At 73.4% G+C, this 25846-nt stretch carries 22 protein-coding genes; 9 read left to right on the plus strand and 13 right to left on the minus strand.

The genetic code is table 11. The features are described 5' to 3' along the window. Nucleotides 1–237 precede the first annotated feature (237 nt). Entirely contained in the window at nt 238–1194 is a 957-nt protein-coding gene (locus ACGFS9_RS17750; protein ID WP_393254167.1) for a GlxA family transcriptional regulator, read from the minus strand. A gap of 226 nt (nt 1195–1420) precedes the next feature. Here ACGFS9_RS17750 and ACGFS9_RS17755 point away from each other — a divergent pair, with 226 nt between their 5' ends. Together ACGFS9_RS17755 and ACGFS9_RS17760 are read left to right on the plus strand one after the other, a co-directional pair. Beyond that, complete coding sequence (locus tag ACGFS9_RS17755; protein WP_393254169.1) at nt 1421–2593, plus strand: amidase domain-containing protein; 1173 nt, start codon at nt 1421–1423, stop codon at nt 2591–2593. Between the two features lie 137 nt (nt 2594–2730). Next, a complete protein-coding gene (locus ACGFS9_RS17760; protein WP_393254170.1) occupies nt 2731–3900 on the plus strand; it encodes an epoxide hydrolase family protein in 1170 nt (389 codons plus the stop codon). Nucleotides 3901–3957: 57 nt separating this feature from the next. On the opposite strand, the gene ACGFS9_RS17765 is transcribed toward ACGFS9_RS17760, so the two are convergent. From ACGFS9_RS17765 to ACGFS9_RS17780, 4 genes are all read right to left on the minus strand, one after another. Beyond that, a complete protein-coding gene (locus ACGFS9_RS17765; RefSeq protein ID WP_393254172.1) occupies nt 3958–6345 on the minus strand; it encodes an ATP-binding cassette domain-containing protein in 2388 nt (795 codons plus the stop codon). 258 nt (nt 6346–6603) lie between these two features. After that, nucleotides 6604–6927, minus strand: coding sequence for a DUF6510 family protein (locus ACGFS9_RS17770; protein ID WP_393254173.1), 324 nt, complete (start codon nt 6925–6927; stop codon nt 6604–6606). 1 nt (nt 6928) lies between these two features. Beyond that, a complete protein-coding gene (locus ACGFS9_RS17775; protein ID WP_393254174.1) occupies nt 6929–7681 on the minus strand; it encodes a ferredoxin reductase in 753 nt (250 codons plus the stop codon). Further along, complete coding sequence (locus tag ACGFS9_RS17780) at nt 7651–8250, minus strand: sulfite oxidase-like oxidoreductase (protein WP_393254176.1); 600 nt, start codon at nt 8248–8250, stop codon at nt 7651–7653. Before ACGFS9_RS17780 ends, ACGFS9_RS17775 begins: the two co-directional genes overlap by 31 nt. 158 nt (nt 8251–8408) lie before the next feature. Between ACGFS9_RS17780 and nhaA the strand changes: the two genes are divergently transcribed. Then, nucleotides 8409–10310, plus strand: coding sequence for a Na+/H+ antiporter NhaA (gene nhaA, locus ACGFS9_RS17785; protein WP_393254374.1), 1902 nt, complete (start codon nt 8409–8411; stop codon nt 10308–10310). Nucleotides 10311–10354: 44 nt separating this feature from the next. Here nhaA and ACGFS9_RS17790 read toward each other — a convergent pair whose 3' ends face one another. Together ACGFS9_RS17790 and ACGFS9_RS17795 are read right to left on the minus strand one after the other, a co-directional pair. Further along, nucleotides 10355–11266, minus strand: a complete 912-nt coding sequence (locus ACGFS9_RS17790; protein WP_393254177.1) for a GlxA family transcriptional regulator — start codon at nt 11264–11266, stop codon at nt 10355–10357. 10 nt (nt 11267–11276) lie between these two features. Then, a complete protein-coding gene (locus ACGFS9_RS17795) occupies nt 11277–11876 on the minus strand; it encodes a cysteine hydrolase family protein (RefSeq protein ID WP_393254178.1) in 600 nt (199 codons plus the stop codon). Nucleotides 11877–12293: 417 nt separating this feature from the next. Here ACGFS9_RS17795 and ACGFS9_RS17800 point away from each other — a divergent pair, with 417 nt between their 5' ends. Beyond that, nucleotides 12294–12746, plus strand: a complete 453-nt coding sequence (locus ACGFS9_RS17800; protein ID WP_393254179.1) for a phospholipase — start codon at nt 12294–12296, stop codon at nt 12744–12746. 67 nt (nt 12747–12813) lie between these two features. Here the strand turns inward: ACGFS9_RS17800 and ACGFS9_RS17805 are convergent, their stop codons facing one another. Continuing rightward, complete coding sequence (locus ACGFS9_RS17805) at nt 12814–15279, minus strand: SpoIIE family protein phosphatase (protein WP_393254180.1); 2466 nt, start codon at nt 15277–15279, stop codon at nt 12814–12816. A 334-nt stretch (nt 15280–15613) separates the two neighbouring features. Here ACGFS9_RS17805 and ACGFS9_RS17810 point away from each other — a divergent pair, with 334 nt between their 5' ends. After that, nucleotides 15614–17680, plus strand: a complete 2067-nt coding sequence (locus ACGFS9_RS17810) for a SpoIIE family protein phosphatase (RefSeq protein ID WP_393254182.1) — start codon at nt 15614–15616, stop codon at nt 17678–17680. 78 nt (nt 17681–17758) lie between these two features. On the opposite strand, the gene ACGFS9_RS17815 is transcribed toward ACGFS9_RS17810, so the two are convergent. From ACGFS9_RS17815 to ACGFS9_RS17825, 3 genes are all read right to left on the minus strand, one after another. Then, on the minus strand, nt 17759–18706 hold the full coding sequence (locus tag ACGFS9_RS17815) for a hypothetical protein (RefSeq protein WP_393254183.1): 948 nt from the start codon (nt 18704–18706) through the stop codon (nt 17759–17761). A gap of 500 nt (nt 18707–19206) precedes the next feature. After that, nucleotides 19207–20406 (minus strand): beta-1,3-glucanase family protein, encoded by a 1200-nt coding sequence (locus ACGFS9_RS17820; RefSeq protein ID WP_393254185.1) that lies wholly within the window; start codon nt 20404–20406, stop codon nt 19207–19209. A gap of 766 nt (nt 20407–21172) precedes the next feature. After that, complete coding sequence (locus ACGFS9_RS17825; protein WP_393254186.1) at nt 21173–22321, minus strand: winged helix DNA-binding domain-containing protein; 1149 nt, start codon at nt 22319–22321, stop codon at nt 21173–21175. A gap of 196 nt (nt 22322–22517) precedes the next feature. Here ACGFS9_RS17825 and ACGFS9_RS17830 point away from each other — a divergent pair, with 196 nt between their 5' ends. Then, a complete protein-coding gene (locus ACGFS9_RS17830; protein WP_393254187.1) occupies nt 22518–23048 on the plus strand; it encodes a GNAT family N-acetyltransferase in 531 nt (176 codons plus the stop codon). Nucleotides 23049–23437: 389 nt separating this feature from the next. After that, nucleotides 23438–23677 carry a DUF3253 domain-containing protein gene (locus ACGFS9_RS17835; protein ID WP_393254376.1) on the plus strand — a complete coding sequence of 80 codons (240 nt, stop codon included), beginning with the start codon at nt 23438–23440 and terminating at the stop codon, nt 23675–23677. Between the two features lie 99 nt (nt 23678–23776). Here ACGFS9_RS17835 and ACGFS9_RS17840 read toward each other — a convergent pair whose 3' ends face one another. Both ACGFS9_RS17840 and ACGFS9_RS17845 read right to left on the minus strand, forming a co-directional pair. Beyond that, a complete protein-coding gene (locus tag ACGFS9_RS17840) occupies nt 23777–24085 on the minus strand; it encodes a hypothetical protein (protein WP_393254189.1) in 309 nt (102 codons plus the stop codon). A gap of 132 nt (nt 24086–24217) precedes the next feature. Beyond that, a complete protein-coding gene (locus ACGFS9_RS17845) occupies nt 24218–24394 on the minus strand; it encodes a CsbD family protein (RefSeq protein WP_393254190.1) in 177 nt (58 codons plus the stop codon). Nucleotides 24395–24653: 259 nt separating this feature from the next. Between ACGFS9_RS17845 and ACGFS9_RS17850 the strand changes: the two genes are divergently transcribed. After that, nucleotides 24654–24824 carry a hydrophobic protein gene (locus ACGFS9_RS17850; RefSeq protein ID WP_393254192.1) on the plus strand — a complete coding sequence of 57 codons (171 nt, stop codon included), beginning with the start codon at nt 24654–24656 and terminating at the stop codon, nt 24822–24824. 469 nt (nt 24825–25293) lie between these two features. Next, a complete protein-coding gene (locus tag ACGFS9_RS17855; protein WP_393254193.1) occupies nt 25294–25692 on the plus strand; it encodes an ANTAR domain-containing protein in 399 nt (132 codons plus the stop codon). Nucleotides 25693–25846 lie beyond the last annotated feature (154 nt).

A 25846-nucleotide genomic window follows, 5' to 3' on the forward strand; every position in this document is an offset into this window, starting at 1 on the left:
CAGCGGCGAGAACGCCATGGTCCGCAAGGATCACGCCAACCGGCGGCCCGGCTCCCGCGCCGGGTGAACGGGCGGCGTTCGGGACGTTCGGACCCGGTGTACGGGCGGCGGCGGAGGCCTCCCCGGCGTACCCGGCGGGCGGAGGCGGCAGGCACGGCGGCGCACAGGCGCCGGGGCCGGGGAGACCGGCGGACGGGGCAGGCGTCCGCCGGCGGCGGGCGGGGCGATCGGGGAGGGCTATGCGCCCCGGGTGAAGGTGCGCCGGTACTCGCTCGGGCTGGTGCCGAGGATGTGCTGGAAGTGGAGCCGCAGGTTGGCCGCGGTGCCCAGTCCCACGCCGGCGGCGATCTGCTCGATACTCCACTGCGAGCGCTCCAGCAGCTCGCGCGCCCTGTCGATGCGGGCCCGCATGACCCATTGCATCGGCGTGTAGCCGGTGTCGTCGGCGAAGCGGCGCGAGAAGGTGCGCGGGGAGACCGCCGCGTGCTCGGCGAGGATGTCGAGGGAGAGGGGTTCGCCGAGCCGGTGCAGTGCCCACTCCCGGGTGGCGGCGAACCGTTCGCCCAGCGGCTCCGGCACGCTGCGCGGCACGTACTGCGCCTGACCGCCGCTGCGGTAGGGGGCGGCCACCAGGCGCCGGGCCGCGTGGTTGGACGCCGCCACTCCGAGGTCGCGGCGCAGGATGTGCAGGCAGAGGTCGATGCCCGAGGCGGCACCCGCCGAGGTCAGCACGCTGCCCTCGTCGATGAACAGGACGTTCTCGTCGACGTGCACGAGCGGGTGCTTGGCCGCGAGGGCCCGGGTGTAGTGCCAGTGCGTGGTGGCGCGCCGGCCGTCGAGCAGTCCCGTCGCGGCGAGCGCGAAGGCGCCCGTCGAGATGGCCGCGAGCCGCGCGCCCCGCTCGTGGGCGGTGACGAGCGCGTCGACGACGGCGCCCGGCGGGTCCTCCCGGTCGGGGTTGCGGTAGCCGGGGACGAAGACGATGTCGGCCCAGGCGAGCGCGTCGAGCCCGTGGGCGACGTGGTACGACAGTCCGTCACCCCCCGTCACGAGTCCCGGTTCCGCACCGCACACCCGTACCTCGTAGGGCATGCTCGCGCGGGTCGTGAACACCTGGGCGGCAATTCCGACATCGAGCGGTTTGGCCCCTTCGAGCACGAGGACGGCGACGCGATGCAGGCGGCTTGCTGACACGGGGAAAGCGTACGGGGCGCGCGGGCGGCGGGCCGTTCGGCAGGGCGCCGTGGCGGGGCCGCTGCGGGTGCCGGAGGAGGCGGCCGGCGAGGGCGCCGGACCCAACGGCGGCACGCGGTGCGCGGATTACGGCTATATCACTTCGACAACCCCCTTCACGAGAGCCCCACACGGCGTGCGAGGATGCGGCCTCCGGTATCGAATACCGGCGTAGAGGGGAACACCATTGAAATCAAGGAAACTGAGCCGTAAGCGGCAGCGCGCGACCATAGTCACGGCGGCGGCCGCCTCGGTCGTCGCCGGCGCGGCGCTGCTGCCCAACTGGTCCGCGGGGGCGGCGGGTGTGGCCGCCGACCCCACCGTGGACGCTGCGACGAAGGCCACCTTCCAGCGGCTGGCGGACGCGGTCTTCACCGACCGTACCGACGCGCTGGTGGACAAGGGGACCGGCAAGCGCAAGACCTCGCGCTTCTCGGGCGATGTGCGCCTGTCCTCCACCCAGTCCCGCGCCGAGAAGTCCGCGCTGTCGCAGCTGAAGGGCCGCAAGGCCCGTCTGGCGCAGCTGGGCGAGAAGTACCGCGCGGGCAACACCAGCGTCTCGCTGGACCGGACGCGGGTGAAGGGCCGTCACGCGACCGTCACCGTCACCGAGACGACGACGCTCACGTACGACAAGAGCAAGGGCACCGAGCCGAAGACCACCGGCTTCCAGGCGCACCACACGCTGACGTTCAAGGCCGACCGCAAGGGCGACTGGCAGCTGACGGGTGTCCGGGACACCGACGACGGGGTCGCGGTCAACCAGGTCGCCACCACGCCGCTCGTGACCGCTCCGAAGACCGCGGACGACGGGCCGCCCAGCGCGCCGCGCTCGGCGATCACGAAGAACCCGGCGGCGAAGCCGAAGGCCCTGTCGGGCACCGGCTACGACTACCAGGCGATGGTCGCCTACGCGGCCAAGTACTGGAAGAACTACAACCCGGCCTACCCGGACTTCAACGGGGAGGGTGCGGGCGGTGACTGCACCAACTTCGTCAGCCAGTCCCTGAAGGCCGGCGGCTGGAAGCACGTTCCCGGTTACACGAACGACTTCCACAACTGGTTCGGCACCGCGGACATCCAGTCGGACTCGTTCATCGGTGTCAACGAGTTCTCGTGGTTCGCGCTGTCCTCGAAGCGTGTCACCAGCCTCGCCAACGTCTACCAGATGGACCTCGGCGACGTGCTGCAGATGGACTTCAACAAGGACGGGTCCAAGGACCACAGCATGATCGTCACGTACCGCAGCCCGCAGGGCGTGCCGTACCTGTCGTACCACTCCACCAACACCTACAACAGGTCGGTGGCGAGCATCATCGCGTCGTACCCGAACGCCGCGTACTACGCCTACCGCACCTGACGGTCGGCGCGAGGAGAGGGGCGGGGGCCGGCCGTGCGCCGGGCTCCCGCCCCTTTTCGCTTCCGCCGGCGGGGGCCGCCGGACACGGCGTCGGTGATCCCCGTTTCGGGGCCGTGGCGCTCCGTAGGATGCCGCTCATGCCCCACGACGCCCCTCTCCCCCGGCCGTTCACCGAGCGGACACCGCCGGCCGCGCTGGAGGACCTGCGCGCACGGCTGCGCGCGACCAGGTGGCCGGATGCTCCGGAGGACGCCGGATGGGCGCTGGGCACCGACCTCGGATACCTCCGGGAACTCGTCGGATACTGGGCGGACGGCTTCGACTGGCCGGCCCGGGAGGCGGACCTCGCCCGGCTCCCCCGCTTCCGCGTCCCCGTCGGCGGTCTCGGTATCCACTTCGTGCACGCGCGGGCGGTCGCGCCGGCCGGTCCGGTGCTGCCGCTGGTCCTCAGCCACGGCTGGCCCGACTCCTTCTGGCGGTACACGAAGGTGGTGCCCCTCCTGACGGACCCGGGGGCCCACGGGGCCGATCCGGCCGACGCCTTCGACGTGGTCGTGCCCGACATGCCGGGCTTCGGCCACTCGGACCGGCCCGCCGCCCCGCTCGACTCCGTCGCCGTGGCCGGCCTGTGGGCCGAGCTGATGAGCGTGCTGGGCTACGGGCGTTTCGGCGCGGCCGGCGGGGACATCGGCAGCCACGTGAGCCGCTATCTCGCGCTGGACCACCCCGACCGCGTCGTCGCCGTCCACCGCATGGACGGCGGGCTGCCCGTGTTCGCCGGCGATCCCGGCGAACTGACGCCCGAGGAGCGCGCGTGGCGGGAGGAGGCCGCGGCCTGGGGCGGATCGGAGGGCGCGTACGCCGCGCTCCAGCGCACCAAGCCCCAGACGGCCGCCGTAGGACTGACCGACTCGCCGGCCGGACTCGCCGCCTGGATCGTCGAGAAGCTGCGGGCGTGGAGCGACTGCGGCGGCGACGTCGAGCGGTGCTTCACCAAGGACGAGATCCTCACGAACGTCACGCTGTACTGGCTGACGGGGACGATCGGGTCGTCGATGCGCATGTACAGCGCGAACGCGGCGATCCCGCCCGCCCAACTCGCCCGCCGCGTCGAGGTGCCGTCCGGTTTCTCGCTGTTCCCCGGCGATCTGGTCCGCCCGCCGCGCGCCTGGCTGGAGCGGACGACGCGCCTGGCCCGGCTGACCCGGCCGGAGCGCGGCGGCCACTTCGCCCCCTTCGAGCAGCCGGAGCTGTACGCGCGGGAACTCAGGGAGTTCTTCCGGCCCTTCCGCCGGGCGGCGGCCTGACACGGACGGGATCCGAGAGGAGGGCCGGAGGATTCCGGCCCTCCCCTCTGCTCGTGCTCAGGCGCCGACGTAGGCCGCGAGATGCTCGCCGGTGAGGGTGGAGCGGGCGGCGACGAGGGCGGCGGGGGTCCCCTCGAAGACGAGCCGCCCGCCGTCGTGCCCGGCGCCGGGCCCCAGGTCGATGATCCAGTCGGCGTGCGCCATGACGGCCTGGTGGTGCTCGACGACGATGACCGACTTGCCGGAGTCGACGAGCCGGTCGAGGAGCCCGAGCAGCTGCTCGACGTCGGCCAGGTGGAGTCCGGTGGTCGGCTCGTCCAGGACGTAGACGCCGCCCTTGTCGGCCATGTGCGTGGCCAGTTTGAGGCGCTGGCGTTCGCCTCCGGACAGGGTGGTGAGCGGCTGGCCGAGCGTGAGGTAGCCGAGCCCGACGTCCGACAGCCGGGAGAGGACGCGCCGGGCCGCGGGGGTGGCCGCCTCGCCCGCGTCGAAGAACTCTCCCGCCTCGTCCACGGACATCGCGAGCACCTCGCTGATGTCGCGTCCGCCGAGGCGGTACTCCAGCACCGACGCCTGGTACCGCTTGCCCTCGCAGTCCTCGCAGGGGCTCGCGACACCGGCCATCATCGCGAGGTCCGAGTAGATGACGCCCGCGCCGTTGCAGGTGGGGCAGGCACCCTCGGAGTTGGCGCTGAACAGGGCCGGCTTCACGCCGTTGGCCTTGGCGAACGCCTTGCGGATGGGGTCGAGGAGCCCCGTGTAGGTCGCGGGATTGCTCCGCCGGGAGCCGCGGATCGGACTCTGGTCGACGGACACCACGCCCTCGCCCGCGGGGATCGAGCCGTGCACGAGCGAACTCTTGCCGGAACCGGCGACACCGGTGACGGCGACGAGGACGCCGAGCGGGATGTCCACGTCCACCTCGCGCAGGTTGTTCGCGCGGGCGCCGCGGATCTCCAGCGTGCCGGTGGGCTCGCGCGGGTTCTCCTTGACGCCGGCCCGGTCGTCGAAGTGGCGGCCGGTGACGGTGTCCCCCGCCCGAAGGCCCTCGACGGTCCCCTCGAAGCAGACCGAGCCGCCGCCGGTGCCGGCGCCTGGCCCGAGGTCGACGACGTGGTCGGCGATCGCGATCGTCTCCGGTTTGTGCTCCACGACGAGGACCGTGTTGCCCTTGTCCCGCAGACGCAGCAGCAGTTCGTTCATGCGCTGGATGTCGTGGGGGTGCAGCCCCGCGGTCGGTTCGTCGAAGACGTAGGTGACGTCGGTGAGGGACGAGCCGAGGTGGCGGATCATCTTGACGCGCTGGGCCTCGCCGCCGGAGAGCGTGCCGGCGGGACGGTCGAGGGCGAGGTAGCCGAGGCCGATCTCCACGAACGAGTCGAGGGTCTGCTGGAGCGCGGTGAGCAGCGGCGCCACCGAGGGTTCGTCGAGGGCGCGGACCCAGGCGGCGAGGTCGCTGATCTGCAGGGCGCAGGCGTCGGCGATGCTGACGCCGTCGATCGTGGAGGACCGGGCGCCCTCGCTGAGCCGTGTCCCGTCGCAGTCGGGGCAGGTGGTGAAGGCCACCGCGCGGTCCACGAAGGCCCGGATGTGCGGCTGCATCGCCTCCCTGTCCTTGGAGAGCATCGACTTCTGCACCCGGGGGATGAGCCCCTCGTAGGTCATGTTGATGCCGGCGATCTTCATCCGGACGGGCTCGTGGTGGAGGAAGTCGCGCAGTTCCTTCTTGGTGTACCGGCGGATCGGCTTGTCGGGGTCGACGAAGCCGGACTCCTTGTAGAGGCGCATGTTCCAGCCCTCGGAGCCGTAGCCGGGGATGGTGATCGCGCCCTCGTTGAGGGACTTGGCGTCGTCGTACAGCTCGGTCAGGTCGAGGTCGGAGACGGTGCCGCGGCCCTCGCAGCGCGGACACATGCCACCGGTGCGCTGGAAGGTGGCTTTCACGGCCTTCTTGTTGCCGCGTTCGACGGTGATGGCGCCGCTCGCCCGGACCGAGGGGACGTTGAAGGCGTACGCGCTCGGGGGGCCGATGTGCGGGGTGCCGAGCCGGCTGAAGAGGATGCGCAGCATCGCGTTGGCGTCGGTGGCGGTGCCGACCGTGGAGCGGGGGTCGGCGCCCATCCGCTGCTGGTCGACGATGATCGCGGTGGTGAGCCCTTCGAGGACGTCGACCTCGGGCCGGGCGAGGGTCGGCATGAAGCCCTGTACGAACGCGCTGTAGGTCTCGTTGATGAGGCGCTGCGACTCGGCGGCGATCGTGTTGAACACCAGCGAGCTCTTGCCGGAGCCGGACACCCCGGTGAAGACCGTCAGCCGGCGCTTGGGGATCTCGATGCTGACGTCCTTGAGGTTGTTCTCCCGCGCGCCCAGGACGCGGATCAGATCGTGGCTGTCTGCGCCGTGCGGCGCGGGCGGCTGCGGTTCCGTCCTCGTGGACCTGCTCATCGTGTCTCCATCTCTCGAACTGCCGCGTGTGCGGTCTGGGGTCGGCGTCGCCGGGTCGATCCAACCAGTTCCGGCCGGGACGCCGGGCACCGTCGCGCCGGTTCGCCCCGCGAGGCCGGCGGCGCACGGCGTCCACCACCCTGACGCGCCGGGCGCGCGTGATGTGACGGCCCGTCCCCGGCGGGTCCCGCCGGGGACGGGTGGACGCCGCCGGTCCGCTCCCCGGTCGTGCGCCGACCGGGGAGCGGACCTGCCGGATCACGGCCGGTCGGGCGGGATGTCGGGGAGGGGGAGGCGCAGGCTGACGGTTCCCCGCAGGTCCAGCCAGGCGGCGTCGGGGCCGCGGACCAGCCGGAGCACGACATGGGCGCAGTCCGGGCAGCGGGCGACCAGGCCGGGCCCGCGGCCGTAGAGCCGCAGGCGGGCGACGGGCCCCGACCGGCCGCAGCCGGTGCAGGTCGTGACCGCCGCGGTCACGTCGACCGTGAAGATCTCGCGGAGCGGTCCGGCGAGGGCGTTGCCGTCCTCGTGGGCGTCGTCGTCCCAGGAGTCGTACGGTGCGTCGACGGGGAACGTGGTCATGTCAGCCTCCGCTGGGGCCGAAGCGCTCGGTGCGGACGCGTCCGGGGTCGTGGCCGAGTCCGACGAGCAGGTCGGCGGCGTACTCGACGAACCCGGTGGGCCCGCAGACGTAGACGGTCGGTTCGAAGTCGGGCGGCCACCCCGCCGCCACGAGGTCCTCGGCGCGCAGCCGGCCCGGCGGACGACGGGCGCCCTCGGGTGCGGCGCGCGTGTACACGTAGGCGACGTCCAGTCCGGGGTCGGTGCGCCGCAGTTCGTCCCGGTAGAGCAGGTCCTCGGGCGTGCGCACCGAGCAGACCAGCCGGAACGGCCGGCGGGCGGCGGCCCGGCGGGTCCGGATCATCGCCATCAGGGGGACCAGTCCGGAGCCCCCCGCGACGAGGAGCACCGGCTCGGTCTGCTCCGGGCGCCACACGAACCAGCCGCCGACCGGTCCGCGCACCTCGACCGCGTCACCGATACCGAACGCGTCGACGAGATAGGGCGACACCTCCCCGTCCGCCACCCGCTGGACCGTCAGTTCCACCCGCTCGGCCCCCGGCGCGGAGGCGATCGAGTAGCTGCGCTGGGTGCTGTAGCCGTCGGCGGCGGTGAGCCGTACGTCCACGTGCTGGCCGGCCAGATGGCCGGGCCAGCCGGGGACGTCCAGGACGAGGGTGCTCGCGGCCGGTGTCTGCCGGTGCCGCCCGGTCAGCGTGGCGGCACGCCAGCGCAGCCGTTCGCCTAGTCGCCGCGGTACCGCTGTTCGCGCCATGGGTCTCCGTAGTCGTGGTAGCCGGCGCTCTCCCAGAACCCCGGTTCGTCCTCCGGGAGCAGCCGGATGCCGCGCACCCACTTGGCGGACTTCCACAGGTACAGATGGGGCACCAGCAGCCGGGCCGGGCCGCCGTGCTCGGGCGGCACGTCCTCGCCGTCGTAGCCGTAGGCGATCCATGCCTGCCCGTCGAGCAGGTCGGCCAGCGGGAGGTTGGTGGTGTAGCCGCCGTAGGCGTGGACCAGGGCGTAGTCGGCGGCCGTCTCGACGTCCGCGAGCAGGACGTCCAGCGAGACACCCTGCCAGTGGGTGTCGAACTTGGACCACTTGGTGACGCAGTGCAGGTCCACGGTCGGCCGTTCGGAGGGCAGGCCCGTCAGGTCCGCCCAGGACCAGGAGTGCTCGGCGCCGGTCTCCGTGGTCACGGTGAAGCGCCAGGTGTCCCGGTCGACCCGGGGCGTGGGTCCGGCGGAGAGCACGGGGAAGTCGCGGGCCTCGTACTGTCCGGGCGGCAGCCGTCCGTCGGTGGACCGGGGCCGTCCCCGGAAGCCGGGTGAGAAGGTCACCACGCTGCCACGTCCCTTCCTGTCCGGGAATGGGCTCCCTGCGATTCTCCCGCGGGCGGCCGGGGATCGCACGATCGGAAGCCCGGGGCACCCAGGGAGGCCCGCTGCCGGGTGGCGGCGTGTGGACCCGTCCGGTCGGGGGCGAGAATCGAGGGGTGACCATGCCATCCGAGTCGCCGTCCCTGTCGGGCCAGAGTCTGTGCGGCACGCAGGCGCGCAGCCCGCTGCGTGCCTTCCTGCGGACGGAGACCGGCAGCGCCGCCGTCCTGCTCGCGGCCACCGTGGCGGCGCTCGTCTGGGCCAACGCCGCTCCCGGCTCGTACACGTCCGTGTGGGACACCGAACTGTCGGTCCGGATCGGGTCCGCCGGGGTGTCGCTGAACCTGCGCGAGTGGGTCAACAGCGGTCTGATGACGTTGTTCTTCCTCGTCGTCGGCCTGGAGGCGCGCCGCGAGTTCGACCTGGGCGAACTGCGTGAGCGCCGCAGGGTGGCGCTGCCCCTGGTGGCCGGGGTCTGCGGCATGGTCGTGCCGGTGGCCGTCTATCTGGCCGTGACGGCGGGCCGTGGCTCCGACGCGCACGGCTGGGGTGCGGCCATGTCCACGGACACCGCCTTCGCCCTCGGCATGCTCGCCGTCTTCGGCTCACGGCTGCCCGGCAATCTCCGCGTCTTCATGCTGACCGTGGCCGTGGTGGACGACTTCCTCGCGCTCGCCGTCATCGTCGTCGCCTACAGCGACGCCGTGGCGCTGCCCGCCCTGCTGACGGCCGTCGGCCTCTTCGCGGTGGTCCTGCTGCTGCGCCGCACGGTCGGCAGGCGCGTCCCCGCCCTGTACGGCCTGCTGGGCGCCGCCCTGTGGGTGGCGCTGCTGAAGTCGGGGATCGACCCGGTGGTCACGGGGCTCGCGATGGGCCTGCTGACCTACGCCCACACCGCGGACCGGGGCGATCTGGAGTACGCCAGCACGCTCTTCCGGCGCTTCCGGGAGCAGCCCACCCCGGAGCTCGAACGGACGGTGCGGCGCGGGCTCGCCTCGACGCTCTCGCCGAACGAGCGCCTCCAGCAGGTGTTCCATCCCTGGACGAGCTACGTCATCGTGCCGCTCTTCGCGCTGGCCAACGCCGGCATCCCGCTCGGCGCGGACCGGCTCGCCGACGCCTTCACCTCGCCCGTCACCCTGGGCATCCTGTGCGGCTACGTGCTGGGCAAGCCGGCCGGCATCATCGGCGGGGCCTGGCTCACCGCACGGGCGAGCCGGGGCCGGCTGCGGCCTCCCGTGGGATGGGGTGCCCTCACCGCGGGCGGCACGCTGGCCGGCGTGGGCTTCACCGTCGCCCTGCTGATCGCCTCGCTGGCCTTCGAGGGGGACCGGCTGGAGCAGGCCAAGATCGGCATCCTGGCGGCCGTCGCGTGCTCGTTCCTGCTCACCTGGATCGTCACGCTGCTGATCGGCGCGCTGGACGCGCGGTCCCGCGCCCGCGCCCTGCTCGGCACGAGCGAGGCCATCGTCGACCTGAGCGATCCCGTGGACGTGGAGCGGGACCACCTGCGCGGCCGGCCCGACGCACCGGTGACGCTCGTCGAGTACGGCGACTTCGAGTGCCCGTACTGCGGTCTCGCCGAGCCCGTCGTGCGCGAACTCCTCGCCGGCTCGGGCGACGTCCGCTACGTGTGGCGCCACCTGCCGCTCACCGACGTCCACCCCAACGCCCAGCTCGCGGCGGAGGCGGCCGAGGCGGCGGCCCGCCAGGGCCGGTACTGGCAGATGCACGACCTCCTCATGGCGCACCAGGGCGATCTGCTCCCCGCGGACCTGATGGCCTACGCCGCCGAGATCGGCCTGGACGGCGAGCGCTTCCACGCCGACCTGCGGACCGGCGCGGGCGCGGCGCGGGTGGCCGCGGACGTCGAGTCCGCCGACCTGAGCGGTGTCTCCGGGACGCCGACGTTCTTCGTCAACGGCCGCCGCCACCACGGCGCGTACGACATCGCCTCGCTGACGGCGGCGGTGCGCGCGGCGCGCCAGCGGGCGTCGCTGGCGGAGGCGGGCCACGACGCCTGAGGAACCCGTGTCCCGTCCCCGGCCGGTCCCGCGCCGCCGCTTCGTCAGGCGGCGCGTGCTCTCAGGCGGCGCAGCATCCGGGCGTCCTCGAAGCCGACGGCGCGGGCGGCCGCGTCGACGGTGTGGCCGTGGCCGATGAGGTGTTCGGCGCGCTCCAGCCGCAGCGCCTGCTGGTAGCGCAGCGGGGTGAGGCCCCCGGTGGCACGGGAGAACAGGCGGGTCAGGGTGCGCTCGCTCACCCCCAGCACGGCGGCCAGGTCGGGCAGCCGCAGCGGCCGGTCGAAGCCGGCGTCCAGCAGGTCCTGGGCCCGGTGGACGGTGTCGTCGAGGTGGGACCGGTGCCGCAGCATGGCGCTGGCCTGCGGTTCGCTGCCGTTGCGGCGGGCGTAGACCACCATGTCGCGGGCCACCCGCGCGGCGGCGGCGGGACCGTGCCGGGTGGCGATCAGATAAAGGGCGAGGTCGATGCCGCTGGCGATGCCCGCGGAGGTGACCACCCGGTCGTCGGCGGTGTAGAGCACGTCCCGGACGACCGAGGCCCGGGGGTGACGGCGGGCGAGTTCGTCCTGCACGTCGTGGTGGGTGGTGCAGCGCCGGCCGTCCAGCAGCCCGGCGCGGCCCAGTGCGTCGGCTCCCGCGCAGACGCTGGCGACGGTGCCGCCCCGGGCGTGGTGGCCGCGCAGTCTCCGCAGGACGGCCTCGCCGATCTCGGGGCCGTCGGCGAGGGCCGGAGCGCGCCAGCCGGGGACGACGACCAGGTCCTCGGGTCCGAGTTCCGGCCAGTCGGTCAGGGTCACCAGGGGCAGGCCCTGCGCGGTGGCGATCCGCGGGTGCTCGGCGACGTAGTGCAGCGTGTAGGGGTGCCCGAGGTCGGCGGCCGTGGAGAAGGCCTGCGCGGGTCCCGCCAGGTCCAGCAGATGGACTCCGGGCACCAGGAAGAAGACGATGCGGCTCACGATCCGGTCATCATGCCCGAGAGGCCGCCGCCGTCTCCAGTTCGGCGACCGTGGCGATGGTGGCGAAGCGTCCCGCCAGGGCGTACTCGGTGCGCCGGATGACCTCCTCGGCGCTCAGCGTGCGCGGGTCGGACAGCAGGTCGGCCACGCTCCGGCCGGCCGGGGCGTCCCGGTGCCCGAGGGGGTGGGTCGCGGTGGCGTCGCTGACGAAGGTGACCCGGTAGCCGAGGTCGGAGGCGACGCGGGCGGTGGTCTCGACGCACTGCTCGGTGCGGATGCCGCAGACGACGAGGTCCCGGACGCCGCGTTCGGCGAGGAGTTGCTGGAGGTTGGTGGTGGTGAAGGCGTTGTGCGAGGTCTTGTGCAGGAGCGGCTCGCCTTCCTCGCGCCGGAGTTCGTCCATGAGCCGGACGTGGCCGAGCGCTGGGTCGAAGACGCCGTGGCTGCCGGGTTCGGAGTGCAGCACCCACACCACGGTGTCGCCCCGGCCGCGGGCGAGCCGGACGAGCCGGTCCACCCGCTGGGCGATCGCGGGGTCGGAGACGGTCTCCCACAGCGGGTGCGCTCGGAAGGATTCCTGGACGTCGATGACGACGAGTGCTCGGTTCACGACTCCACCCTGACCGGCGCGGGCGCACCGGGGACAGGCTCCATCGGGTCCCGGTGCGGACCGATCCGGTCAACGTGGGAGGGATGTAGGGGAGCGGGTGAGCCCGAGTCCTCCACGCCCCGGCGGGCCCGGCGCCGCCCGCGGCCCTCCGTGGCCTCCGGCGCCCCGGCCTCGACCCCGCGGTGCCGGGACGCGGGGACGGGAGGCCATGCCGACCTGCGCACACCCGAGTGCCCAACTCCGGCCGGGGCGGCGGCGGTTCGGTTCGGGCGGCGCACCGGTCCCGCCGGCCGCTCGATTACCGCTCGAGTCCACGGATTGCCGAGCCGCGGCACCTAGGCAAGCGGTGCCTCGGTCCACATCATCTTGTCATGAACCTGCTGCCCGACCGGGGCGGCAGCCTCATGGAGGTGTGGGATGCACCGTAGACTCGCCACCGGACTTGCCGCCTCGGCCATGGCCTTGGCCGCCGTCACCGCGACTGCCGGCACGGCCGCCGCCGCTCCCGCCGACAAGCCCCAGGTTCTGGCGAGCTGGACGCAGACGAGCGCGTCGAGCTACAACCTCTGGGTGGCCGCACGCGCCAACCGGGCGGCCTGGTCGGCCTACTCGTTCGACTGGTCCACCGACTACTGCTCCTCCTCGCCGGACAACCCGTTCGGCTTCCCGTTCGCCACCTCCTGCGCCCGCCACGACTTCGGCTACCGCAACTACAAGGCCGCCGGTACCTTCTCCGCGAACAAGTCCCGCCTGGACAGCGCCTTCTACGAGGACCTCAAGCGCGTCTGCAACTCCTACGGCGGCGCCACGAAGACCGCCTGCACCAGCACGGCCTGGACGTACTACCAGGCGGTCAAGGCCCTCGGCTGAGCAGAGCCGGGCAAGCCTGCCCGCCACCCGGTCCGGCGACGCGCCGCCGGACCGGGCCGGGGCACGCTCACGCGAGAGCCTGCTCCGCCCAGATGACCTTCCCCTCGGGCGTGTGGCGGGCTCCCCAGCGAAGGGAGAGCTGCGCCACGAGGAAGAGCCCGCGGCCCCCCTCGTCGGTGCTGCGGGCATGCCGCAGCCGCGGCGCGGTACTGCTGGAGTCGACGACCTCGCAGGTCAGCCGCGCGTCCAGCAGCAACCGCAGGCGGATGGGCGGTTCGGCGTAGCGGATCGCGTTGGTGACCAGCTCGCTCACGATGAGTTCGGTCGTCATGGCCAGGTCGCCCAGGCCCCACTCCTCGACCCGGCGGGTCGCCCGGCCGCGCAGGTCCGACACGGCGGCGGGGTCCACGGGGACGTCCCACGAGACGACCCGGTCGGCGCCCAGGGTGTGCGTGCGGGCGAGGAGCAGGGCGATGTCGTCGGGCTGCGGCACCGGCACCATCTGCCGCACCGCCGCCGAGCAGAGGGTGTCGAGGTTCGGGTTCGGCTCGGCGAGCAGCTCGCCGAGCCGGGCCATCCCCCGCTCCATGTCGTGGTCGCCCTCGACGAGACCGTCCGTGTACAGGCCGACCAGGCTGTTCTCCGCGAGTTCGATCTCGTGGGCCTCGAACGCCATCCCGCCGAGCCCGAGGGGCGGGCCGGCGGGGAGTTCGGGGAAGTGGACGCGCCCGTCGGGTCCGACGACGACGGGCGGCGGATGCCCGGCCCGCGCCATCGTGCAGCGCCGGGTGACGGGGTCGTAGACGGCGTAGAGGCAGGTCGCCCCGAGGAACGAGGACGAGGACGTGTCCCGTCCGGCCCGGTCGTCGTGGGTCCGCTCCTCGCTGAGGCGCAGGACGAGGTCGTCGAGGTGGGCGAGGAGTTCGTCGGGCGGCAACTCCATGTCGGCGAGGGTCTGCACGGCGGTGCGCAGCCGGCCCATCGTGGCGGCGGCGGTGATGCCGTGGCCGACCACGTCCCCGATGACCAGTCCCACCCGGGCGCCGGACAGCGGGATCACGTCGAACCAGTCGCCGCCGACCCCGCCCGAGGGGTCGGCGGGCAGGTAGGCGGAGGCGACCTCCAGCGCCGTCCCGCCGGTCAGGGGATGCGGCAGCAGGCTGTGCTGGAGGGTGACCGCGGCCGTGTGTTCCCGGGTGTAGCGGCGGGCGTTGTCCACGCACAGGGCGGCGCGGGCCACGATCTCGCGGGCCAGCAGGACGTCGTCGGGCAGGAACGAGACGGGGTTGAGGGAGCGGACGAACGTGGCGAGGCCGAGGACGGTGTCGCGGGCCCGCATCGGCACGGCGATCAGCGAGTGCAGCCCGAAGCGGCGGATGCTGTCCGCCCGTTCGGGCTCCTCGGCGAGCCATCGCGCGTCGGACGGGTCGAGGACGGGCAGCAGGACCGGCTCTCCCACCGTGAGCAGGCGGATGTCGTGCGGCGGGGGGAGGAAGTCGGCGCGGTCCCCGATCCGGGCGACGGCCTCCGGGCAGCCTTCGCGCACCGACCTCATTCCGGCCCGCCGCATCTGCGGTGCGACCGAGGCCGGGCCGGCGTCGGACAGCCAGGCTCCGTGCCCCTCGGTGCTGAGCACCGACTCCAGCAGGTCGACGACGACGAAGTCGGCGAACCGGGGCACGGCGAAGTCGGCGAGTTCCTGGGCCGTCCGCAGCACGTCGAGGGTTCCGCCGATGCTGGTCCCCGCCTCGTTGACCAGGGAGAGCAGTTCGCGGGCGTTCCACCGCTCGGTGATGTCGAGGACCGTGTAGCACACGCCGGTGAAGGAGTGGTCCGCTCCGATCAGCGGGAAGAACGACGTGGAGTAGGCGCGCCGACGCTGCGGGTCGACGTTGCTCCACCCCAGGTACTCGTAGTCGATGACGGGTTCGCCGGAGGCGAGCACCCCGCGCATCAGGTCCTCGATGGTCTCCGACAGGATGCCGGGCAGCAGTTCCGAGAGGCGACGGCCGAGGCGCTCGTCGCGGGGGACGCCGCCGAGCCGCTCCAGGGTGTCGTTCATCCAGACGTAGCGCAGCTCCGGGTCGAGCACGGCCATGCCGACCGGCGAGCGGGTCACGAACCGGTCGAGGAAGGCGGGGTCCGCCGTCCACCGGCGCCGTTGGTCCCGTGCCGAGAGCAGGAAGCACTCGCGGCCGTCCACGCCGAAGGCCGCGGACACCCGCAGCTCCACCTCGACCGGCCGGCCGTCCCGGCGGCGGACCGGGACCGACCCGCTCCACGCGTTGCCGGCGCGGCACCGGCGCGCGACGGCGGCGACGCGGTCCGGGTCGCAGGGCAGGGCGAGCAGGCGGCCGGCGGACGTGCCGGCCATCTCGGCCGCGGGATATCCGAGGAGCGCTTCGGCGGCCCGGGTCCAGCCGATCACGAGGCCGTCGCCGGACACCAGCACGGTGGCGTCGGCCGCGGCGTCCAGCGGAGCGTCCGGTCGCGCGGACACGGACGCACCGGATTCTTCTGCAGCGGGGTCCATGCACTCCTCCTCCACAGCCATGGTCCTGCTAGTCCGGCCGATGCGCACGGCCCGGCGGTCGGCCCGGCCCGGGACGGCAGGCGGGCCGCCGCGAAGCCGCACCCCGGCGCGACGGCGGTGGCGCACGGTCACCCCGGGTCGGCCGGCCCCGCGGGCACCGCTCCGCCGGGCGCCCCACCCGCCCGCGCGGCGGATCAGTACATGCCAAGAACTGCTCTGGAGTGGGCATGACCGTCATCAGGGCGCAGCATGGAGGGGCCGGGGTGGGCGCCGTCGTGTGCCACCCTCGGCGACGGAGCCGGCCCCCGGGCCGGCCGGCGGAGGAGGGCCAGGGATGACAGCCGATTCCTTGCAGTCCGAGAGCGGCGGCCACGACCCCGACGCGAACCGGCCGACCGGGCTGCTCGACGTCCTGAGCGTCGCCGCGATGGTGCTCGACGCGGAGGGCCGGATCGTGTTCTGGACCCCGCAGGCCGAGGATCTGATCGGCTACAAGGCGGAGGAGGTCCTGGGCAAGTACGCGGCGCGTCTGATCATCCACCCCGAACACCTCCAGTCCGTCTCCAAGCTGTTCGCCGAGGTGCTCGCCACCGGCCGGAGCTGGGCCGGGGCGTTCCCGATCCGGCACAAGGACGGCAGCACCCGCCTGATGGAGTTCCGCAACATGCGGCTCCTGGACGACCTCGGGGACGTCTACGCCCTCGGGATCGCCGCCGACCACACCCTGCTGCAACGGGTGGAGACCGACCTCGCGCTGTGCGAGCAGCTCATCAACCAGTCCCCCATCGGCCTGGCCCTGATGGACCCGGACCTGCGCTATCTGATGGTCAACCCGGCGCTCGAACGGATCGACGGGATTCCCGCCGAGGAGCACATCGGACGGCGGCTGCGCGAGACGCTGCCCTTCCCCGACGTCGACACCGTCGAGTCCGCGCTGCGCCAGGTGCTCACCACCGGCACGCCGCTGCTCGACCAGTACCACGTGGGCCGGCCGCCCGTGGATCCCGACCACGAGCACGCGTGGTCGCTGTCGTTCTACCGCCTGGAGGACCCGGGCGGGCGCGTGCTGGGAGCGGCGGCGTCCGTCGTGGACGTCACCGAACGGCACCGCGCGGCGGCCGAGGCCGACCGGGCACGCCGGCGCCTGGCGCTCGTCGCCGACGCCTCGACCCGCGTCGGCACCACGCTCGAAGTGGAGCAGACCGCCCGCGAGCTGGCGGACATCGCCGTGCCGGAACTGGCCGACGTGGTCGCCGTCGACATCCTGGACTCCGCGCTGGCCTGCCGCCGGATGCGCCGCCCGGACAACGGCCCGGAGTTCTTCCGCGCGCTCGCGCTCAAGGCGTCCCATCCCACGGTGGCGCTGCGTGCCGCCGACCCCCCGGGCGACCTCGCCGCCTACGAGGGCGACCGGATGGTGACCCTGTGCGTGCACACCGGCCGCCCGGTCCTGGTACGGCACGTCGGCGAGCAGGATCTGCCCCGCATCGCCCGGGACGCGCAGGCGAGTTCGCTGCTCTCACGCGCCGGCGTGCACTCCTACCTCGCCGTCCCGCTCATCGCGCACGGTGAGGTGCTCGGCGCCCTGGACCTCAAGCGCACCCGCAACCCGGTTCCGTTCGACGACGACGACGTCGTGCTCGCGACGGAACTGGCCAGCCGTGCGGCGGTCGCCATCGACAACGCCCGCTGGTTCCAGAGCGTGCGCAACACCGCGGTCACCCTCCAGCGCAGCCTGCTGCCGGAACACCCGCCGAGCCTGCACGGGCTGGAGGTCGCCTCGCGCTACCAGCCCGCGCAGGCCACCAGCGAGGTCGGCGGCGACTGGTACGACGTCATCCCCCTGTCGGGCGACCGGACCGCCCTCGTGGTCGGCGACGTCATGGGCAACGGGATCGACGCCGCCGCCACCATGGGCCGGCTGCGCACCGCCACCTGTGCCTACGCCGACCTCGAACTCGACCCGGGCGAGGTGCTCCAGCACCTGGACAAGATCACCTGCGATCTGGAGCACTACATCGTGACCTGCCTGTACGCGGTGTACGACCCGCACACCGGAGTGTGCCGGGTGGCGAACGCCGGCCACATGCCGCCCGCGCTGGCCCGCCCCGGCAGCGCACCCCGGCTGCTCGACCTGCCTCCCGGCGCGCCGCTCGGCGTGGGCGGCGTCCCGTTCGAGACCACCACGGTCGAACTGACCGCCGGCGACGTCCTGGTGCTCTACACGGACGGCCTGGTCGAGACCCGGCTGCACCCCATCGACGACCGGCTGAACGTCCTGCTGAGCTTCCTCGACGAGCCGGGCCGCCCACTGGAGGAGATCTGCGACCTGCTGCTGTACGGCCTGCGCCACTCCGACGACCACGACGACGTGGCCCTGCTCGTCGCACGGGCCGTCTGACGGCCCCTGGCAGCGCGTCCGACGTCCCCCTGCGGCCCCCGGCCGGGCACACGTGCGACGACCGTGAGGCGGCCGGCCCTACCGCTCCGGGCTGCCGCCCTCGCCGCGGTCCGCGTCTCCCTCCCGGCTCCCCTTCTTCCGCCTCCCGTGCCTCTCCTCGTGCCTCTTCTCGTCCTTGGCCCGCAGCTGGGACATCTGCTCGCGGGTGACGCGCCAGCCGGAGCGGGCCTGCTCGACCACGGCGTCCCACTGCCGCCGGACCTCGTCGTCGGATGGGCGGTCGCCCGCCCGGATGCGGATCAGTTCGTCCCGCATCTCCCGCCCGAGCGCGGCCGACGCGACGACGACGAACATCGCGGCGAAGAGGGCGGAGATCATCGCGAAGACGGCGCCGACGGCTCCGTAGCGCGCCGCGTAGGAGTTGAACAGGCGCGGGAGGTAGATCGAGGCGCCCATCGAGTAGAGGGCGGTGAGCACGGCGGCCGTGACGCCGAAGGGCACCAGGTCGCGCCAGGCGATCCGCCCGGCGGACAGCACGGTGCCGCTCCAGACGAGGAAGACGATGCTCACCGGGATCTCGCAGACCGAGGCGACCAGGCCCAGCGGCCTGCCGCCGAGCGTCGCGTGCAGCCAGCCGGTGACCGCCGTGTAGCCGGCCAGCGCGAGAATCCACCACAGTCCGTTGCGCGTGTTCCGGACACTGAGCGGGGTCAGCTGCCAGGTCTGCTCGAAGAGGCGCTGGGTGGCCCGCGCGAAGCTCAGCACGGAGATGACGAGGAACAGGGTGCCGAAGATGCCGATGCCGGCACCGGCTCCGCCGGCGGGGGCGAGGAGCGACGTGACCGCTTCCGCTCCCTGTCCGGTGAGACCGTACCGGCTGATGATCCGCTGGGCGGCGTCGTAGTCGGAGAACCTGCTCAGGACGGCGCCGAACAGGAGGGTCAGCGGGATCACGGCGGTCAGCGCGCTGGAGGCCAGCGCCATCGAGCGGTCGAAGCCGACGATCTTCTGGAACCGGTTGACCACGCGCAGCGCGAACGTGGGGCGCAGCCAGAACGTCAGCGTCCTGACGACGCGTTCGCGAGGGATCGCCGCCGTGCTGTCCTCCGTGAACTCGGACCCGGTGTGACGCCGCGAGCGTAACGGACCGCCACCCGCGCGGCGGGCGGCGACACGGGCACGGACCGGCGCGCGGGGCCGGCGGCCGGTCCGTGGCCGCGAGCGGGAGCGTCCGCCCACGCGCCCACCGGCCCCGGCCGTCCCGGCGGGAACGCGCCGCAGGCCGCCGCCCGGCACCGCGGGGCCTCGATGGCGGGCGAGGCCGACGAGGCCGGCAGGCGAGCGGTCCCGGGAGGGCACGCGGCGCGGAGGCGGCGGACGGTACGGCGGGAGGCGCGTGGCCCGGGCTCGCGCGGGACCTGGAGCGGCCCGCCTCTCGACGGACGACCGGCCGGGACGGGGAGGGGTCGCCGCGGCGGGCCCCGGCGACCCCCTTGTCTCCTCACCCGGGACGGGAGTTCGGTGCTCTAGAACGCCGTGAGCGTCAGGCGGATACCGGTCGGAGCGGTGTCCTGGATGTAGGAGGCGAAGTCGGCCACGTCGTCGAAGGCGAAGCCGTATGCCTTGCCGTCCTCGGTCGCCGCGTGGACCGCCTTGGCGTAGTGGTTGGTGACCTCGGTCCGGTAGAAGTCGCCCGCCGAGGCGCTCGGCTGGGCGGAGTCGGCGAGCAGGGTCGAGCGGTTGAAGCCCGCGCCGAGCACCGCGGCCACCGGTCCGGTCGTACCGTCGTTGGGCGCGGCGAGGTTGCCGTCGCAGAACAGCACGTCGCGGGTCGAGGGCTTGGCGAAGGAGACGGCGGCGGGGCCGTCGAAGGTGAACCGGTCGGCGCGCACCCGCCCGGTGAAGGTGCCGGCGTTGGTGGTGATCGCCAGGTCCTTGCCGGTGAAGGTGCTCCACACCTCGTCGATGTACGGGGCGTAGTAGTCCCGCGCGAAGAGGCCGGCGTCCAGACCGTGGCCGGGGGCGATGATCCGGAGGTCGTCCACGACGAGGGGCGCGAAGGCGTCGACACCCTTCACCGCGGCGAAGGCGGCGGCGCGCCCGCCGTCGCGGACGGTACCGGTGGTCTGCTCCTTGTCGCCGCTCAGCCGGATACTCATGGGCACGCTGAACATGTCCACCATGGTCGTGTTGCAGAACATGCCGGCGGCGTTGTAGGTGAACTCGGCGCAGTCGTGCAGCACCGCGTAGTTGGGGTCGGAGGCGACCCAGCCGGCGGGGTACTGGAGCGCGGGGTCGCCGTTGCCGTCCGCGACGGCCTTGAACTTGAGCTTCGCGCCCAGCGACACGTAGATGCGGCCCGACATCGGGGGAAGCGCGAGCCGCGTCTCCCCGCTGCCGGACAGCGTGAGCGCGTAGTCGGTGAACCCGTCGGCGCCGTTGTCGGCGAGGGATATCGGGGCGAGCCGGCCGTCCTGGGTGATGCGGACCTGCCGGCCGTCCTTGTTCCCGACGACGTAGACGTGCACCGACGCGTTGTCGAAGGAGCCGCTGTCGTTGACGATCGTCAGCGGGAGCGAGCCGGTGGAGGCGTCGGCGGAGGCGCCGCTGGTGCCGGCGAGGGCGTGCGGCGCGACGGTGGCGATCGCGGGGACGGCCACGGCGGCTCCGCCGAGGGCGAAGAGGAGCTTGCGGCGAGTGAGGTCACGCTGGTGACGAGGCGTCATGGGTGGTGCTCCTTGGTGCTTGCGCCCGGGGGCGCGGCCGTGGGGGGCCTCGGGGAGAGCCGGGCGCGCCTGAACACGCCCCGCCGATGGGCTGTTCGGTTGTTCCTCACAGGGGGCATCGAGGCGGCAGGCGGTCGCGAACTCTCACTGAGAGCGCTCTCTCGACCGTGTCGGACGCCGGCGATGGACCCCGATGCTACGCACGGCGTACGGCGAGGCCAACCATCCGGCCGTGTGGCCACATCCCTTTGACCTGGGCTTACTTGATGAACCGCGAACTAATCCGGGAGCGTTAAGGGCCGTTTAAGCCGCGCTTAAGAGCGGGCGCTCCGCCGGGCATCCGCCCTCCGGCCGCGTCGAAGCCGCTTACCGCGGCTCCGGGGACGGCGGCAGCGGTCGCCCTTTCGGGAGCACGGCCACCTCGCGAGGCGGTCCCCCGGTAGCGCCGACCCGCTCCACGGTGCGGTGCGCGAACACGCGAATACCGCCGTCTGCGGTGGGGACGGTGCCGTGTGAGCGGGGGCGCGGTGCGGGCGGCGCGTGACGCGAGCCAGTGTTGCGGTGTGGGCGGCGCGTGCCGCGCGAGTGACGGGCCGTGGGCGTCGCGGTGCGGGCGGCATGTGCCGTCCGAGCAGGCCCGGTCGTGGACGATCGGCGAACAGGAGACAGGCGCCGGGCAGCCGGCGGTGGGCCGTGCTCCGTTTCCAGGAGGCCGCGGGCTTCCCGCCCGCGGGCCCCGCCCCGTCCGGACCGTCCCACGTCCGGCCTACGAAGCGACCGTCCACGTCCGCCCCGGGGCCGCGGGCGGGAAGCCCTTGTCCCACCAGTGTCCGTAGCGCCGGTAGACCGCCGGGTCGCGGTCGGCGAGGAAGGTCCACAGCCGCTCCGCCTCCTCCGTGAGGCGGCGCCGGGCCTCCTCTCCGACGTCCCGGAAGGCGGTGAGTTCGACGCCGTGCCCGACGGTCCGCCAGACTCCGGCGACCTGCCCGTCGACCAGCAGGCAGGGCAGCACGTCGCCGTTCCGGCGCACCACCAGAGGTCGGTACGCGGCGGGGAGGAGCCGCCCGGGTGCGACGTGGGACAGCAGGGTGCTGTCCCACATGGGCAGCAGTCGGGGCGGCGCGGCGGTGTCCTCGGCGGGCACGGTCGCGTCGGCCAGGTCGAACGTGGCGGCACGCCCGGGGGCGGGGACCTGCACCACCCGACCGCGCAGCCCGTCGAGAGCCCGGGTGACCGCGCTCCGCGTCAGCAGGGTGAAGCGGGCGATGTCCTGTGCGGTGGCCGGGCCGAACGCCCGCAGGTAGGAGAGCAGCAGCAGGCGGACTCCGGCGTCCTCCTCCCCCGGATCGGCCGCGGGCGCGGCGGCAGCCGTGCGGTAGCTGTTCCGCTGCCCGAACGACCACGGCCCGGCCGTCGGCACGTGACGCACGGGCGCGTACGTGCGCAGCGCCCACCACACACGGTGCGCGTGCTCGGCGAACCTCTCCGCCAGCTCGCTCTCCATCTCAGGCCCGGTACGGGGTTCTTCGAGCAGCTCGGCCAGTTCCGGCAGCACCGCGTCGGCGTCGGCCGCGGTCAGCCCGGTCGCGGTGAAGCGGCCGTCGTGCAGCCGCGCGGCACGCAGCGTGCTCAACAGGGCGGCACGGAACGGCGCGTAGTCGTCCGCGTGGACCGCGTGCAGCGTGATGCGCATCAGCGGCGCCTTCACGATCCGACCGTCCGCGAACGCGGCGTCCAGATCCCCGGGGGCGAAGTCCGCCACACGGTTCCACAGCGCCAGATACGGCGAGGCGGGGCTCTGCGCCTGCAACGCGCAGAGCCGGCGCACCGCCTCCGCCACGTCGAGCTCCCGCCGTTCGAGCAGGAACTGTCGGTCGAGGGTGGCCAGGGCGAGCTGCCGCGCGGTGAGCGTCACCCCCTGATTGTCCCGCGCCGCCACGTCCCCGGTGCGGCCCCCACGGTCGTCGCGCCACCCGTCGCCGTAGCCGCCGCGCCACTCGCACCGGTAGCCGTCGGGCCATCCGCAACCGTCGCCCTCGCCGCCGCGTCGCCGTCACCGGGCACAGGAGGGGGTACCGGCGCACGCCGTCCGACCTCGTACTCTGACGACCATGCCATCTCGTGATCATGTGCGCCTGCGCCCCGTCGCCGAGCGGGACCTCGACCAGCTCGAACGCCTCTATGAGGACCCGGCCGAGGCCGGGGACCACGGCTTCTTCGGATTCCGCAACCCCGGTCAGCTCCGGCGCATGTGGCCCGACGGATTCCTGTCCGACCGGGCCGGGCGGCTGGTGATCGCCGGCGAGGACGACCGGTTCGTCGGGGAAGTGCAGTGGCGTGAGGTCCTCCAGGGGCCTGCGTCGCCGTGCTGGAACATCGGGGTGTCCCTGCTGACCGCCGAGCGCGGCAAGGGCTACGGCAAGGAGGCCCAACGCCAGTTGGTCGCCTACCTGTTCGACCACACCAAGGCCAACAGGGTGGAGGCGAGCACCGAGGCGGAGAACATCGCGGAGCAGCGGGCGCTGGAGTGGGCGGGCTTCACCCGCGAGGGCGTACTGCGCGGGGCCTGCTACCGGGCCGGCGTGTGGCGCGACATGGTCATGTACTCCGTCCTGCGCGCCGACCGCACCCACGAGGTCTGACCCGGCCTCCGGGCCGTGACGCACACGGAGGAGACGCGGCGCGGGAGGGCATGGCGCGGGAGTCCCGCCACAGCCGCGCCCGCCGCGTATCCCGCCCGTCGACGAGCGCTCTGAGCGGTGCGGGCGGTTCACGCGGTCGGGGACGAACGGCCGGTCCCGTACTGCCGCGGACCCCGCCGAGCGACCGCCGCCCGGTGGGGCTTCGGGCGGTGCGTGCCGAGTGGCCGGGACGGAAGATGCGCCGGCCAGGAGGTGTCCGCCGCTCGCACGACGGGCGCGTTCGGCCCCTTCCGCGCGATACTGGCCGGGTGCCGCACCACGACGACCGCACCGAGGACCGGGAAGACCGGCATCCGCGCGAGGACAGCGACGCGGAGCGACAGGGCCGGCTGCTGGAGCGGGCCATCCTGGACCTTCTGGACCGGCGGGCCCCGACCGCCACGATCTGCCCCTCCGACGCCGCGCGCGCCGTCTACACGGGCGACGACGACGGATGGCGCGCGCTCATGGAACCGGCCCGGCGCGCGGCCCGTCGGCTCGCCGCCGCCGGCGAGGTGGAGATCACGCAGGCCGGCCGCCCCGTGCGGACGTCGCACCCCCACGGACCCGTCCGCATCCGCCGCCGCTGACCGCGGCAGTCGGCAGTCGGCAGTCGGCAGTCGGCAGTCGGCAGTCGAGTGCCCCTGAAGGGGCCCCGGGATCGGCTGCGCGATCGCCGACGGGGAGGGTCAGTCGAGCGCCGCCAGACCCTCGCGCCAGCGCGCACGGCGCTCCGCGTCGCTCTGCTCCCACCAAAGCGTGCCGCGCTCCCCCAGCGCCACCTTGGCCTGGTGCACCCGCGCCCTCGCCGCCCGTTCGGCTTCCGGGTCCGCCGCACGCCGGGCCGCCCCGACGGCCCGACGCGCCGCCATGAGGTGGGAACGAAGGCGCGCCGCGGCCTCCTCGGGGATGTCCGGGTCCGTCGCGCGCCAGCGCCGTCCGTCCACGATGACGAACCGTCCGTCGGGGGTGCGGTCGGGGCTCTTGTCCGCTGTCATCGCGAGAAGCCTGCCAGAGCGGCGGGCACGCCTCCACTCGGCGCGTTCGTCGGGGGCAGGTGCCGGGACAGCGGTGATCCCGGCAGCCGCGAGGCTGCCGGGATCGGGATGCGCCGTCCGATCGACGACGCGCTACTTCGGCCGGACGGCGTCCTTCGCCTTCTCCTTGGAGGCGCGCAGATCGCCCTTGGACTCCTCGGCGCGCCCCTCGGCCTTCATCGACTCGTTGGCGACCGCGCCACCGACGGCCTTCTTGACCTTGCCCCTGGCCTGCTCGCCGACGGCCTGAGTCTTCTCGTCCGCAGCCACAGCCACTCACCCCTGCCTCGCTCGAAGATGACGTACGTCCTCCGTGTCACCCCGAAACAGATCCCCAAACAGGGCCCTCAGCGCTTCGGCTTTCGACGACCCCGAAGCCGGCGAGCACCCGGCGCCCGTGGCCTCGGGAACTCATGTCGGGGTCGACTTGTGGATTCCCCGGCCCGGGACACACTCCGCGGCGCCCCCGGAGAACCGCAGGAATGGAGATCGGTCCGCAGGGCACCCGTGGGGCCGGAGGTTGATCATCATGGTTCCTGTTCTTCTTGTTCTGCTGCTGGCGCTGATCCTGTTCGGTGCAGGTTTCGCCCTGAAGGCCCTGTGGTGGGTCGCGGTCATCGTGCTCATCGTCTGGGCTCTGGGCTTCGTGATCCGTCCGACGTCGGGAGGGGGCAAGCGGGGTCGCTGGTACCGCTGGTAGACGGCCGGGCCACGGCATCGGCAGGGGTGGGACCGAACGCTTCGGCGGCGGTTCCACCCCTTCGTCGCGTGTGCCCCGCTCTCTCCGGCCATCCGCTGCACCCGTGTGCACGGATCGGATCCGCCGGCGGAGCACGGTCGCCGGCGAGGACGTCAAGATGCCGCGGTCCGCACACCCGGCGGCCCGACACGACAACGCGCGACCGCGCCGCAGGGTCACCTCACGACAGGCGCGCCTCGTGGTGGACACGGAGGGCCCGCGGCCGAGCCGGACCAGGCGGCCCCGGCCACCAAGCGGCATCGGCGACGCCCGGCGCGGCACCACCGGGCGGCACCCGGAGCCCGGGAGCGACAGGGCTTCGCGCGCCGGCTCCGGGACCACCTCCGGAACACCGCGGCACGGGCCGGAGTGCCGGGAGTGGCATGGTCCGGCAGGGATTGTGCCGCCGATCGGGGGCAGAAGATCGCTGATGAGTGACCAACCGAGCTACGCCGGACCAAGGGCGTTCTTCGCGATATCCCCGTCCGATCCACTGCGCCTGCTCTCCACCACGGACCTGGTGCGGGAGAACGGCAAACTCAACCAGGAGTGCGCCCATCTGCACCGTGCCGTGACCTCGCACGCCACGGTGGACCAGGCCATCGGCGCGCTGCTCGTGCTCGGCCGGATCGGACCGGAGGACAGCTGGGACGTCCTGCGCGAGACGTCCCAGCACACCAACCGCAAGCTGTCGGTGGTCGCCGAGCAGATCCTGGACTTCGCCCAGGGCGGGCCCCTTCCCGAGGAGACGCGCGTGGCGCTGGAAGCGGCGCTGGCCAAGCGCCGGGCCGGAGAGACCGGTTCGACCCGGGCCGCGTCGGCTCCCTGAGCCCCTCGGGCGGTTCCCGGTCCGGGCACGGAGGGCCGGCCGGCACCCTTGCCCGCCCGGCCTTCGCCCGGTCCGGGACGACGGCGCGGATCGGCCCTCATCGGCGTGGCGACAGGACAGGTGCCGCGCACCCGCGTCGGGGCGTACCCGGTCC

Origin of the sequence: Streptomyces sp. NPDC048566 (assembly GCF_043199735.1) — a bacterium.
Lineage (GTDB): Bacteria > Actinomycetota > Actinomycetes > Streptomycetales > Streptomycetaceae > Streptomyces.